Source organism: Acidipila sp. EB88, assembly GCF_003858395.1.
Classification (GTDB): Bacteria; Acidobacteriota; Terriglobia; order Terriglobales; family Acidobacteriaceae; genus EB88.
Window position 1 is genome coordinate 2,773,518 of record NZ_QWEV01000005.1, and the last position, 12,466, is coordinate 2,785,983.

Below are 12,466 nucleotides of genomic sequence, written 5' to 3' on the forward strand. Positions count from 1 at the left end.
CCAGCCAATGATTGGGGATTCGAACAAAACCGGGGAGCCTGGCAATCGACGCTATCGAGCGCTGCCGCGGTCAGTTCTACAGGATTGTACGGTGGATCGTCCATCCTCGGACCATCCACCGGATCGGGCCCTGCGGCCGCGGTAACCACGCCCGCGGCTACTGGCCGTAAGTGGCGTTTTCCCCATGTTTGCGGAAGTAGTGTCGGTCCAGCAGGCTCTGCGAAACCTGCTTTGCGTTGGGGTTGATCTGCAGCGTGACCCAGGCCATCTTGGCCACGGCTTCAAGCACCACGGCATTGTGCACGGCATCATGCGCGTCGGTGCCCCAGGCAAACGGGGCGTGGCCTGCGACCAGAACGCCGGGGATCGCATCCGGATCCAGCGTGCGGAAGCGACGCGTGATCGCGAGCCCCGTGTTGTGCACGTAGTCGCCCTTGATCTCAAAGGTGCTGAGTTCTTCCGTGACCGGGATGGCGCCGTAGAAGTAGTCGGCGTGGGTAGTGCCGAAGGGTGGGATCGGCCGTGCCGCCTGGGACCAGGCCGTGGCGTACTCGGAGTGCGTATGCACCACGCCGCCCACGTTCTCAAACGCGGTGTAGAGCAGCAGGTGCGTTCCCAGATCGGAACTCGGCTTCTTGGAGCCTTCCACGATCTCGCCGTCCATATCGGTCACAACCATGTCTTCCGCACGCATCTCGCTGTACGGCACTCCGCTCGGCTTGATCACCACCAGGCCCTGCTCGCGATCGATGCCGCTGCAGTTGCCCCAGGTATGGATGACGAGTCCGTGTTTCACCAGGTCCAGGTTGGCTGCAAGTACTTCTTCTTTCAGGCGTTCGAGCATGCTGGCGACTCCTTCAGGCTTGAGTAAACCTTTCCTGCTCGACGCTACCGGGCAGCGGGCCCGGGGTCAAGGGAGCAAAAAGCTGCGGGCAGGGGGCGCTGCCTGCAAGGCCGCGCATCTCACCTCGGGACCGCACTTTCTTGTGCAACAAGAGACGCGCTTCAGGAGGAACGAAAAAGATGGACATGTTTGGAAAACGCTTCGCCGGTGGAACTGTCGCCCTGCTGCTGGCTTCTGCCGCCGCACTGCATGCGGCTGCCCCGGCTTCTGACACGGACAAGACGTTCGTAGGCAAGGTGTCGCAGGGTGGGATGTACGAGGTAGCCGCGAGCAAGGTTGCGGTCCAGAAGGCGCAGGCCCAGGATGTGAAGGATCTGGCCAATACCGAGGTGCACGACCACACCCTGGTGGGCGACAAGCTGAAGCGGATCTCCGCGGAAGGTGGCATCCCCGTGGCCGCCACGTTGAACACCGAGTTCCAGCAGCGTCTCGACAAGTTGAAGAGCGTGCCCGCCGCGCAGTTTGACGGAGCCTACCTGAGCGACATGAGCTCGATCCACGAGAAGGATCAGAAGCTGTTCGCGCAGGAAGCAATCGACGGCTCAGGAGCCTTTAAGGTATTCGCCGGCGAAACGGACAAGATTGTGAAGCGGCATATCGGCGCGATCAACGCCAAGTAGCAGGCGCGGCAGCCGGGTGGCCCCGCCCCAGCCGGAACTAACTGGCGGAGCGGGCTGTCTCCCGGATTGCCTTACCTGGAATCGGGGCCGCGACCCGGTTCTGGCCCGTAGCAATTTCCAGGAAGGCGTGGGCCGCTCGCGACAGCGTCTTCTCCCGGCGAAACACCAGCGCCAGCTCTCGGGAAATGCGCAGTCCCTCTACCTTGATGGTGCGCAGGGAACCCAGCGCGAGCTCTGGCTCGACTACCGCGCGGGGCAGAAAACCCATCCCCAGCCCGGCCGCAATCAGTCGCTTCAGCAGCTCGCTGGACTCGACTTCCATGGCAATGCGGGGATGCACGTCCTCGGCGCGAAAGAAGTCGTCCAGCTGTTCGCGCTGGCGGCCGGTCTTGGTCAGCAGCAGCGGGTGCTCCAGCAGTTCATGCAGAGTTACCGACTCCCGCATGGCAAGCGGGTGGGCAATGCCCGTGACCAGTACTACCTCGTCCTTGTGGATCTTTTCGACGGTGAGCCGAGCATCCTTGACCGGCAGGCTCACCACGCCGAAATCCACCTCGCGGTTCAGCACACCTTCAAGAATGGAGGCCCGGTCGGCGCGTTCGATCTTGAGCGCGACACGCGTGTACTGCTTTTTGAAAGCGGCGAACACCGCGGGGAGAATGTACAGGCTGGTGGCCTCGTTCGCGCTGATCGACACCTCGCCGCGCGGCGACCGGTGCAGCTCCGCAATGGTAATCCCGATATGGGCATGGCAGGAAAGCACGTGCTCCGCGAAGGGTTCAAAGACCCGTCCGGCCGCGGTGAAGGTGACCTTGCCGCCATCGCGATCGAACAGGCGCGCGCCGATCTCGGTTTCGAGCGATCGGATTTGTGCGGAGATCGCCGGCTGCGTCACGCTGAGCTTCTCTGCCGCGCGGGAAAAGGACCGGAGACGGCTCACTTCAAGGAAGGTCCGCAGTTGTTCGAAGTCCACTGGCTCTGCTCCTTCTGCTGATGTCCGTCATAACCTGCGTTGATGGAAACAGCACAAGTGTAGACGCTTCTGTGCAGATCAGGCGTAGTTCGCGCAGGATTTCACGGCTGCGCGACCCCTGCCGCGGCGGCTGCCTTGGCGTACAGGATCGCTTCCACCGCCTGGCGATCCTCCTCGGTATCCACCCCGCGCGAGTCGAACGGCGTCTGCGCAACCCAAATATCGATGCCATGCTCCAGCAGGCGCAACTGCTCCAGCTTTTCAGTCGCCTCCAGGCGGCTGGGCGGTAGCGTGGTGAAGCGTTCCAGCATGTCGCGACGAAAGGCGTAAAGCCCCAGGTGCTTGAGCGGCGGCACGCCCTGCCCAAGCCCATCCCGGTCATACGGAACCGGGGAGCGCGAAAAGTAGAGTGCGCGGCCGTCACGGGCGCACACGACCTTGACGGCACTGGGAGAGTCGAACTGCTCCGGTGGGCACGGGGTCGCGAGCGTCGAGACTTCCACAACCTGGCCATCCTCGCGAGGGGTGAGCATCGGCTCAAGCAGCGCCTGGAGATGCTCGGGGCGCAGCAGCGGCTCGTCGCCCTGGATATTGACGTAGATGTCGGACGGGATCGCCTGGGCCACGGCGCGCACCCGGTCCGTGCCGCTGGCACAGTCTTCCGGGGTGAACACGGCAGGGAAGCCGTAGCGCTGCGCCAGCGCCATGATCTCGGCCGAGTCGGTCGCGATCAGGACGCTGTCCAGAACCGTGCACGCCCGCGCCGCCCGGTAGACCCAGGCCAGCATGGGTTCGCCTGCGATATCGAGCAGCATCTTGCGGGGCAGGCGGGTCGAGGCAAGCCGCGCGGGAATAACACCGAGCACGCGCGGAGGATGAGCCGGAGAGTTCAACACGAGCAGGACTCCTTCAAAAGCCTGAAGATGCGCGCAGCCTGACCTCGCAGTGCGTCCCGGAACGATGCAGCCGAGCCGGGGTGCCTGCGCGCTCTGTCTATCGTATGCAAAGTGCGCCGCCTGCGGCTGCGGCGGCCGGCGAAGCGCCCGGAGCCTGCTTACCGGAGCCTTTTACCGGAGCGATCTGGCAGAGTCATCTCCAGCCAGAACTCCCCCCTCTAGCGACTGCAGATCCAGTCTCATCTCCATCATGTCGGTCGAGAGCAGGCAGTGCCGAAAGCCTGTGCCGCATGCCGAAGCCCACGCTGCCGGGCCCCTGCCGTTGCAGGATCAGGTTCGGCCTTGTACCATCACATCTGGCACTGCCCGCGGAACATACTCCGGCACGGCGGCGTAGCTCAGATGGTTAGAGCGACGGACTCATAACCCGTAGGTCGATGGTTCGATTCCATCCGCCGCCACCAGGCACCAACCTCTTACCTCACTTCCACAAGTCGCCGGCACCCTGCAGCCTTGGCGCGGCCGGCCAGTCGCTCGCGTGCTGCGGCCGGCAGCGGCAGTGGTAGTCTGGGCCCAAAGCCTTGCTCATCATGATTTAAGAGACGGCGTACAGAGCGGCACCCGCAAAACCGGGCAAGCTTTGCAAGGTGGGGAGATTGCGGATGCGTTCAGTTCTTTTGCTTTGCATGGTGTGTGTGGGCGCAGCGACCGCGGACGCGCAGAGGGCCGGTTCCTCGGCAGAGGCCCAGCCTGGCACCTCGCCCATAGCTTCACTGGTCAACGTGACCGATCCACGCTTTGGCGCGAACTGTGGCGGCGCCGCGGACCCTCTGGGCCATCGCGACTCCACCTGCCAGATCCGGGCCGCCATCCGCTTTGCCGAGGGCGCACGCGTGCCCGGCGCAGGCTACCCCGTGTTGTACTTTCCGCATGGCGTCTACCACGTCGCCGGTGAGGGCTATGCTTCCGCGCTGACGCTTGCGCATGCCATCAGCATCCAGGGCGACGGCGCCTCCAGCACGGTTGTCCAGAACACCAGCCCGCACGGCGCGCTGCTCACCTACCTGAAAACAGACGGCTGCGGCGACAAGCCCGGCCCATGCCCGATTACCGTGCAGGGCATCACGCTGGCCGGGCAGGGCAGCACCACCACCGGCGGACTGGTCGAGATCGACAGCAGCGACACCGGCTCTATGCGCAACGTGGTGCTGTCGCAGACCGGGGGCATCGCCCTCAACCTGCAGGGCTCGAGCGAGCGCTGGTACTTCTCGGACATGGAGATCCAGAAGTCACGCTGGCCGGTGGTGCTCGAAGGCGACACCAACGAGGACTACTTCCAGCGCGTCAACGTGCTGCAGCCCGGCAACGCGGGCGACTACTGCTACGGGCTCAACTGCCCGGGCGGCAAGCTGCTGACGCAGGGCGCGTGGCGCTCCGACCCGCACTCCGCCGTGTTTCTTGATGGCGACAACGTGCACTGGACTGACTCCTCCATCAAGAGTACGGAGTCGATTGGCGGCATGCGCATGGCCACCACGACCTCGTCGGTCAGCCACACCTACTTTGAAGGCTTTCCGTGGGGCGGCCAGCCGCGGGTCAACCACTCCATCGCTGCGCCCGGTGCCGAAGAGCTTGGCCACCTCACGCGCGCCATCAGCGCGAGCGACCTTGATTTCCCAGTGGACGACGCCAACTGGCAGCCTTTGTTTGTGAACGACCCGACCCAGGCCCGGATGAACGGCACGCACAGCTATGTGAACGCCTACGGCATCTTCCCGTCGGACTACGTGTGGCACAGCGCCGAGCCCAGCCGGGCGGTGCCGGGCATCACGCGCGGCACCATGGAAATGGTGCAGGTCGGCGCATTCTCGGGCGACGGGCAGGCGCACCTCTACAAGCGCGGAGCCAATGCGGTGGCGTGGCCCGCGGGCTCCGTGATTGAACAGGCCGCTCCCAACGGGTACGGCGTACTGCGCATCGAGGAGAACCACATCAACTCCATGGACCCGTTCTTCTCTGCGCGGTACCCCTCCGGCTGCAATGACACGGAGCAGCGCACAAGCTGGACCAGCTCCCCGTCGGAGATGTGTGGGGAGATCATCGCGGGCCTGGTGCCGGACGGCTACATGGTGCCGTTCCCCACGCAGGACTACGTGCACAACAACTTCACGATCGACGTGGTCGATAACTCGATCTTCACCGGCGGTTCCGAGCAGGACGGGGCCGGGTGGATCAAGATCGCCGGCAATGCCACGGTGCGCATCAACCAGGGCAACCTGCCGCTGCGCACCTTTGTGGATGCGGCCACGGCCCTGCGCACCTACAGCAACGGAACGACGCGGGTGCAGGTGGTGAACTGGCCTGCAGGCACCGGCGCAGGCACTCGTACCGGCTCGGCGCTTGCCTATGTCGAGGACGCCTCCGCCGGCTTCCGGTTTTCGCCCCAGGAGCACTTCTACTCGGCCGAGGTGATGCACGACGGCACGCTTGCCCACCAGTACCTCGGCTCACAGTGCTGGTACAACACCGCCCAGGCAACGGCCTCACCCGACAAGCGCACCTGCGCCGATGCCGGCGGGCAGTCCGCCCCCGTCGAGCTGGGCAGAACGCATGCCCTCGACGCGCCGGCCCGGTTTGTGGTGCGCGACTGGCAGGTCAACCAGCTGGCGCCGCGCGGCACCAGCGGCGACTGCCAGGCACGCCAGCAGAACACCGGCGCGGTGCGCCTGAGCACGGCCGCGGATGCAGCCCTGGTCGTGAACATCGTTCCCAACCCCGGTGCGCAGGTCATGGCGAGCGCAGCCGTCGAGGGCGATGGCACCTCCATGACCGTGCGCGTCTGCAACACCGGCACGGCGCCCGCGCGCTGGACCGACCCGCCGCTGATCACCGTCACGCAGCTTCCATAACCGGGACAGACCCGCCTGGTCTGCTGCGCGCTCGCTCAGTGCTTTCTGCGGAACAGCGGCGCGCCCCACGTGCCCATCGCCAGCGCCGCGCCAAACAGCACCACCGCATCGATGCTTTCGCGTCCCTGCCGCGACCAGTATGCGGCGGCATCGAGGTTGAGCCACAACGCGAACTCATCCAGCGTGAGCGCGGCGCCGACTCCATAGGAAAGCGAAAGCAGGCGGCCCAGCAGGATCGACTGCGCGGTGCTGCCCGTGCCGACGTCGGCCAGCTCGGCATAGCCGGTGAGCAGCAGCAGCAGGATGCCCCACACCAGGTGATGGATGTGGCGGCCCCCATCTCAACGTAGTTGAAAGGGCCGATGTGGTGCGTAATGCAGGCGACCAGCAGGCGCACCGCCAGGAACGTGATGAAGAAGCTGATCGACGCAAGAAACAGTCGGCGGCGGGGCCGATCAGGGATTTGCTGGTGGATCAGGCCGCCAAGTCGCGTCCGGTGCAGCACGAGCAGGATCACCGCAGTGGTGAGCGCGGCGAAGAGCAGCAGGATCCAGGAGCCGGAAAGGTGCATCGCCCAGAGATACCACGGACATCAGCGGCGCGTCCGAAACCAGGGCGCGCTCACGGCACACCGGTACCAGTCCGCCCGGCAGCAACCTCTCGACTTGCGTCTGGCCCCTCGATCCGGCTTCCAGGCCGAACCGTGAGGAGCAGCGTTCAGCGAATCAGCCGGACCACGTCCCCCTCGCACACCGGCCCGGGCACAAGTGTCGTCGCATAGACGCCGGCGCGCCCCTGGTGCCGATCCGCGAGCAGGCGCATCAGCGCCGGCAGCGGCGCCCCGGTCCGGGGATCGAGCGTGATGATGCGGCAACGCGGGTCGCGCTCCTTGATCAGGATCTCGGCCTGCGCACCAATCCGGAGGCGGCAGCCCACAAACCTGTCCTCCGCAAAGCCCCCATCGGGCTTCTCCGTGTCGTTTGTGGAGACCACGTCGAGCAGGAGATTGGCGCGGAAGCGCTCGGCTTCGACCGGCTGCCCAAGTTCGCTGCTGATCTGCCGCAGCGTCTGCATCGAAAGCAGCGCAATCGGGCGGCAGTCTGTCATGGGGCGCTCGCTGGTACGAAGCCACATGGGGTGCTTCACCGGCAGACCCTGCTGCAGCAAACCAGGCAGCGCCGGGTCGTCGGCGCGCAGCACGCTGCCCTCTGGCGTGAGCACCTCGACGAGCGAGGCAAGCTCACCGGGTGCGCCCTGCTGTTGCTGAAACCCTGGCTGTTCCGCAGGCTCTGCTCGGAAACGAGCCTGGCACAGCAGCATGCGGGCCCGCTCCGCCCCGGTGAGCAGGGGCTTGCCTTTCGCCGCGCCCGAGCTTTCAAACCCCAGGTACCGGTCGGCATACACGCCCGACGCGTCGAGCAGCAGCTGCGGAACCCGCTCCCCGCCCATGCTCTTGACGGGGTAGCGCCAGAGGCTGTGCACCTTTGCAACCACTTCATCGGCTCCCGCAGCACCTTTGCGCACTTGCTTCCCCTTGCGTCCTGATCTTGCTTCCTGATCTTGCTTTGTGGTCCTGCTTCTCGGATGCTTCCGCGTGGCGCAACCTGACGGGGCGTGACCCGCGTGCGACCGCCACAATCGATCAGCCTACGGGCAGGGAGTATGATCGACCACAGACTGGCGGGTCGTATCCTGCGTGCATTGCCTGAGCCGTAGTCGAAGAGTCTATGTCGAGAGAATCCATGTCACAGTCCGCTTCAGGCCCGAACCCCGGGCGCGCTTCCGGTTCCGCCCCCCCCCCGCTGCCACTCCCTTCTTTTCGAAAAAGCTGCAACGCGGCATCTTCGGCGTGTCTGTGACGCTCGCGCTGGTTGTGCTCCTGGGTGGCTCGCTGCCGCCGAGTGTCCGTGCGGGCGGCTTTGCCACAACCGACGGCGCGTACAAGCAGATGGGCGTGTACGAGGAGGTTTTGCGCAAGATCCAGAACTTCTACGTGGTGCAGCCCAGCCTTCCGGCAGTGACCGATGGCGCGCTGCATGGTCTGCTGGAGTCGCTTGATTCTGACTCGAGCTACCTGACAGCCGGGGAGTACAAGGCGTACAAGGCCGCGGTCGCTACGGCTGCAACGGCGGGCAATGCCGAGCAGGTCGGCCTGCACGTGAGCAAGCGCTACGGGTATGCCACGGTTGTGTCGGTGATGCCGGGCAGCCAGGCTGACAAGCAGGGTCTGCAGGATGGCGACGTGATTGAAGCCGTGGACGGCAAGTCCACGCACGACCTGCCGCTGGCCATGATCCGCCTGCTGCTCGAGGGCAAGGCGGGCACCAGCGTCTCGCTGGATGTGATCGTGCCAGGCAAAGACGATCCGGTGAATAAGAAGCTGCAGCGCGGCGCGGTGCCGGTACCGGCCCTGGCGACCCAGCAGTACGACGGCACAACGATCCTGTACCTGAAGCCCGTGGTGCTGACCAAAGAACGTGTCACCGAGATTGAAGCGCAGCTGCGCGGCATGGGCAGGCAGGGCAACAAGAAGGTGCTGCTGGACCTGCGCGACGTTTCTTCCGGCGACGAACTGCAAGGCGTTCGCCTCGCCAATGCCTTTGTGCAGAGCGGCACCATCGCCAGCCTGAGCGGCCAGAAGTTCCCGACCGAAACCTACACCGCCGAGGCGGACAAGTTCGTCACCAGCGCACCACTGGTGGTGCTTACCAACCGTGGCACCGCGGGCGCGGCCGAGATCGTTGCGGCGGCTATCCTGGGCGCGAAACGGGGCGACCTGGTCGGCGACCGCACCTTTGGCGAAGGCACCGTGCAGCACACCATGGACATGCCGGGTGGCGCGGCGCTGCTGCTGACCGTGGCGAAGTACAACGGTCCTGACGGCAAGCCGATCCAGGAAAACCCGGTCAAGCCGACCGTGCAGGTCAACCTCAGCATCGACCAGTTCCTCGCGGAGCAGGATGAAACCGCGGCGCAGCCCTCGCATCCTGCCGTCGACGACCAGCTCAACAAGGCTCTTGATGTGCTGAAGGCGAAGCAGAGCTAGGGCTGTTGCTGCCGCGACGCACTCTGGGTAAAGCAGGGCCATCCGCATGACTCCATCCGTGCAATCGCCCCGCCCGGCCACCAACCGTCGCAGCCACGAGCAACAGCGGCGGCTGCGGCGGGCCGTGCTGATCATGCTTTGCGTCCTGGCTGCCTTGTTCGGCTCGCTGGGCGGCCAGGTGCTGATCGACTCGGTCGATCTGCCCGAGGTCGCCGAGCTCGAGCACTACAAACCCTCCACCATTACCGACCTTTACGACGTGCATGGCGAGCGCATCGGTTCGTTCGCGCTGGAGCGCCGCATCGCTGTCGGCTACGACGACTTTGCCCCCATCCTGCGGGACGCGGTGATTGCGATCGAGGACAAGGGCTTTGAAAGCCATTTCGGCGTGAACGTCTTCCGCGTGATGGGTGCGGCATACCACGACCTGCGTTCCAAGGGCCGGGCGCAGGGCGCCTCGACGCTGACGATGCAGCTAGCGCGCAATCTTTTCCTGTCGGACGAGCGCACCGCCGGCCGCAAACTGCAGGAGACTTTGCTGTCGATCCAGATCGAGCGCACCTTTACCAAGCAGCAGATCTTCACCATGTACGGCAACCAGATCTACCTGGGTCATGGCGTCTACGGCTTCGAAGCCGGCGCCGAGTTCTACTTCAGCAAGCATGCCCGCGAGCTCGCGCTGGCTGAAGCCGCCCTGCTGGCCGGGCTGCCCAAGGGGCCCGAAGAGTTTTCGCCGACCATGCACCCGGAGCGTGCGCTTCGCCGCCGCAACCAGGTCCTCTCGGCGCTGCTTGCGGATCGCCGGATCTCGGCTGGGGAGGCCGAAGCCGCGGCGGCCGCGCCGCTGGGTCTGCACCTGCAGACGCCGCCCAACACCGAGGCCCCCTGGTTTGTGGAGACAGTGCGGCAGCAGCTGGAGCGGCAACTGGGTGTCGAGATCGTGCATGCCGCCGGCCTGCGTGTCTACACCACCCTCGACATGGCGCTGCAGCGCACCGCCAACCGCGCCGTGCTCGATGGACTCGCGGCCTATGAGCGACGGCAGGGCTGGCGCGGACACCTCGTCAACCTGCGGGCCGAGCATGCTGACCTCGAGAGCTTTCGCCACCCGGACTGGGCAGTGCAGCCGGTGGACGGCGCGTACGTGCATGCCTTGGTCACCGACGTGAGCGCCGCCGGTGTGCACGCCCGCATCGGCAGTGCCATTGCTGCGCTCGCCGCCGGCGACTGGCAATGGACCGGCTTCCGCGGGGCAAACGAGTTTCTGCACGTGGGCGACGTGATCTACCTGAGGCTCCGCAGCGCAACAGGCGGTGTATGGCAGGCCGACCTCGAAGAAGATACGGGCGCGCAGGGGTCCCTGCTGGCCATGGATAACGTCACGGGCGATGTGCTGGCCATGGTGGGCGGCCGGGACTTCGCGCTCTCGCAGTACAACCGCGCCATCGACGCTGAGCGGCAGGTCGGCTCGTCCTTTAAGCCCTACGTGTACACCGCTGCCGTGGAAGCCGGAGCCACTCCGGAACAGACCATCCTGGACGCGCCGACCTCGTTCGGCAGCTACACGCCCCGCGACTATGAAGGCAATACGCTCGGCGAGATCACCCTCGAGAAAGCCTTTGCGGACTCACGCAATATCCCCGCGGTAAAGCTCGCAGCCGCGGTGGGCATGCCGAAGGTGGCGGCCACCGCGCACCGCTTCGGCGTGAGCAGCAAAATCCCGGAGTACCTGCCGATTGCGCTCGGTGCCGTGGAGATCACCTTGAAAGAGCAGGTGGCCGCCTACTCCGTGTTCCCCAACGACGGTATGCGCGTCACGCCGCGCCTGATCCGCAAGGTGACCGATGCGGACGGCCTGCCGGTGGGAACGGCAACGCGCGGGGGCGACGGCGGCAGCGCTCAAAGCCCAGCAGGCGTAGCAGCGGGAAGTGCGGCCGGAGGAGCCATCGCCGTGACCACCCCGCGCACCGCCCGCACCATGGTCCGCTTTTTGCGGGCAGTGACTGCGCCGGGCGGCACCGCAGCCGACGCCTCGTCCCTCGACCACGCGGTCGCAGGCAAGACCGGCACGACCAGCAGCTACACCGATGCGTGGTTCCTGGGCTTTTCTCCCTCGATCACGTGCGGGGTGTGGGTGGGCTACGACAACCGCACGCCGCTTGGAGACGGTGAGACTGGCGGCCGCACCGCGCTGCCACTCTGGATGGCCTTCATGCGGGTCGTCGACGCGCAGCATCCCGGCGAAAGCTTTCCCGCACCTCTTCCGTAATCTCCGCGCGCCGTCCGGGTGCCCCGGCTTGCTATGCTTGGGGCATGAACGACACGGTCCCCACTGCCGCGCAAACGGCACCGCACGTGGTTCTCTACAGCCAGCCGGGCTGTGCGCCCTGTTTCGCCGCCCGCAGCTTTTTGACGCGCCGCAAGGTGGCCTTCGAGTACAAGGACGTGCAGGCAGACCCACAGGCCTTTCGCGAACTGATGGACCTGGGCAGCCGGTCGACCCCGACTCTCACGGTCGATGGGGAAGTCATGATCGGCTTCGACGCGGAAAAGCTGGGAGCCATGCTGGAAGCGGCTGTGGCCGGCGCAACGGGAGAGACTCGCTGAATGCGTATGCGAGGCTTGACCTCCTGGCTGTCCCTGTCGGTGATCCTGTTGATCGGGCTCAGCGCGGCGGACTACATCGTGTTCCTGTACCACCAGAGGCAGGGCTCGCCGCTGTCGTTCGTGACGGTGCGCGAGTTTGTCGCGGCGCCTCTCAAGAACGGGCGCTATGAGTATGACTACCTTGGAGACATGGATGTCCCGTGCGTATCGGCCCTGCTGCCTCACCAGCGAATGTCGCCCTGCTGGTGGGTGAGCGTGCACCGCGATCACTGGAACCAGTAGAAGGTTCCGCGCCTTGACGCTTCGTTTTCGCTACGCGCGGCGCGTAGATGGCTCGTACCTCGTGCGCGGCCGAGCCGGAGCAAGTTGCCGAACGAGAGCACAATGCGCAAGGATAGTGCGAGCCTTGGTATGGATACCTTGCGCGCCGCCATGGCGCGACCAACCGAAATGACCCCGGACCACGCAACCAGCATCGCCGCCGGCGCCACGGGCCTCCCTGGACGCGGTG

Annotated in this window: 11 protein-coding genes and 1 tRNA gene; 7 read left to right on the top strand and 5 right to left on the bottom strand. The window is 65.6% G+C overall.

Annotated features, from left to right (window positions below):
- Positions 1–157: 157 nt before the first annotated feature.
- Positions 158–844, bottom strand: a complete 687-nt coding sequence (locus D1Y84_RS12080) for an L-ribulose-5-phosphate 4-epimerase (protein ID WP_124848888.1) — start codon at positions 842–844, stop codon at positions 158–160.
- Between the two features lie 179 nt (positions 845–1,023).
- Here D1Y84_RS12080 and D1Y84_RS12085 point away from each other — a divergent pair, with 179 nt between their 5' ends.
- Complete coding sequence (locus tag D1Y84_RS12085; protein WP_233581370.1) at positions 1,024–1,524, top strand: DUF4142 domain-containing protein; 501 nt, start codon at positions 1,024–1,026, stop codon at positions 1,522–1,524.
- Between the two features lie 37 nt (positions 1,525–1,561).
- Here the strand turns inward: D1Y84_RS12085 and D1Y84_RS12090 are convergent, their stop codons facing one another.
- The gene (locus D1Y84_RS12090) at positions 1,562–2,497 is read right to left on the bottom strand and encodes a LysR family transcriptional regulator (protein ID WP_124848890.1); all 936 of its coding nucleotides are present in this window, start codon (positions 2,495–2,497) and stop codon (positions 1,562–1,564) included.
- Positions 2,498–2,598: 101 nt separating this feature from the next.
- Complete coding sequence (gene kdsB / locus D1Y84_RS12095) at positions 2,599–3,393, bottom strand: 3-deoxy-manno-octulosonate cytidylyltransferase (protein WP_233581371.1); 795 nt, start codon at positions 3,391–3,393, stop codon at positions 2,599–2,601.
- A gap of 387 nt (positions 3,394–3,780) precedes the next feature.
- Here kdsB and D1Y84_RS12100 point away from each other — a divergent pair.
- A tRNA-Met gene (locus D1Y84_RS12100) sits at positions 3,781–3,857 on the top strand.
- Positions 3,858–4,055: 198 nt separating this feature from the next.
- Positions 4,056–6,302, top strand: coding sequence for a hypothetical protein (locus tag D1Y84_RS12105; protein ID WP_124848892.1), 2,247 nt, complete (start codon positions 4,056–4,058; stop codon positions 6,300–6,302).
- A 35-nt stretch (positions 6,303–6,337) separates the two neighbouring features.
- Here D1Y84_RS12105 and D1Y84_RS18465 read toward each other — a convergent pair whose 3' ends face one another.
- Both D1Y84_RS18465 and D1Y84_RS12115 read right to left on the bottom strand, forming a co-directional pair.
- A complete protein-coding gene (locus tag D1Y84_RS18465) occupies positions 6,338–6,616 on the bottom strand; it encodes a hypothetical protein (RefSeq protein ID WP_233581372.1) in 279 nt (92 codons plus the stop codon).
- A gap of 403 nt (positions 6,617–7,019) precedes the next feature.
- Positions 7,020–7,826 carry an MOSC domain-containing protein gene (locus D1Y84_RS12115; RefSeq protein ID WP_158615443.1) on the bottom strand — a complete coding sequence of 269 codons (807 nt, stop codon included), beginning with the start codon at positions 7,824–7,826 and terminating at the stop codon, positions 7,020–7,022.
- Positions 7,827–8,151: 325 nt separating this feature from the next.
- On the opposite strand from D1Y84_RS12115, the gene D1Y84_RS12120 reads away from it, so the two are divergent.
- From D1Y84_RS12120 to D1Y84_RS12135, 4 genes are read left to right on the top strand one after another with little or no spacing between them, the layout of a single operon-like run.
- Positions 8,152–9,348, top strand: a complete 1,197-nt coding sequence (locus tag D1Y84_RS12120) for a S41 family peptidase (RefSeq protein ID WP_233581373.1) — start codon at positions 8,152–8,154, stop codon at positions 9,346–9,348.
- A 46-nt stretch (positions 9,349–9,394) separates the two neighbouring features.
- On the top strand, positions 9,395–11,617 hold the full coding sequence (locus tag D1Y84_RS12125) for a penicillin-binding protein 1A (RefSeq protein WP_124848896.1): 2,223 nt from the start codon (positions 9,395–9,397) through the stop codon (positions 11,615–11,617).
- Positions 11,618–11,661: 44 nt separating this feature from the next.
- Positions 11,662–11,955 (top strand): glutaredoxin family protein, encoded by a 294-nt coding sequence (locus D1Y84_RS12130; RefSeq protein WP_124848898.1) that lies wholly within the window; start codon positions 11,662–11,664, stop codon positions 11,953–11,955.
- Positions 11,956–12,237 (top strand): hypothetical protein, encoded by a 282-nt coding sequence (locus D1Y84_RS12135; RefSeq protein ID WP_124848900.1) that lies wholly within the window; start codon positions 11,956–11,958, stop codon positions 12,235–12,237.
- Positions 12,238–12,466 lie beyond the last annotated feature (229 nt).

Coding starts and splice junctions, on each gene's coding strand:
- D1Y84_RS12130 (WP_124848898.1), top strand. CDS start 11,662: ATGAACGACACGGTCCCCACTGCCGCGCAAACGGCACCGCACGTGGTT.
- D1Y84_RS12105 (WP_124848892.1), top strand. CDS start 4,056: ATGCGTTCAGTTCTTTTGCTTTGCATGGTGTGTGTGGGCGCAGCGACC.
- D1Y84_RS12125 (WP_124848896.1), top strand. CDS start 9,395: ATGACTCCATCCGTGCAATCGCCCCGCCCGGCCACCAACCGTCGCAGC.
- D1Y84_RS12080 (WP_124848888.1), bottom strand. CDS start 844: ATGCTCGAACGCCTGAAAGAAGAAGTACTTGCAGCCAACCTGGACCTG.
- D1Y84_RS12085 (WP_233581370.1), top strand. CDS start 1,024: ATGGACATGTTTGGAAAACGCTTCGCCGGTGGAACTGTCGCCCTGCTG.
- D1Y84_RS12135 (WP_124848900.1), top strand. CDS start 11,956: ATGCGTATGCGAGGCTTGACCTCCTGGCTGTCCCTGTCGGTGATCCTG.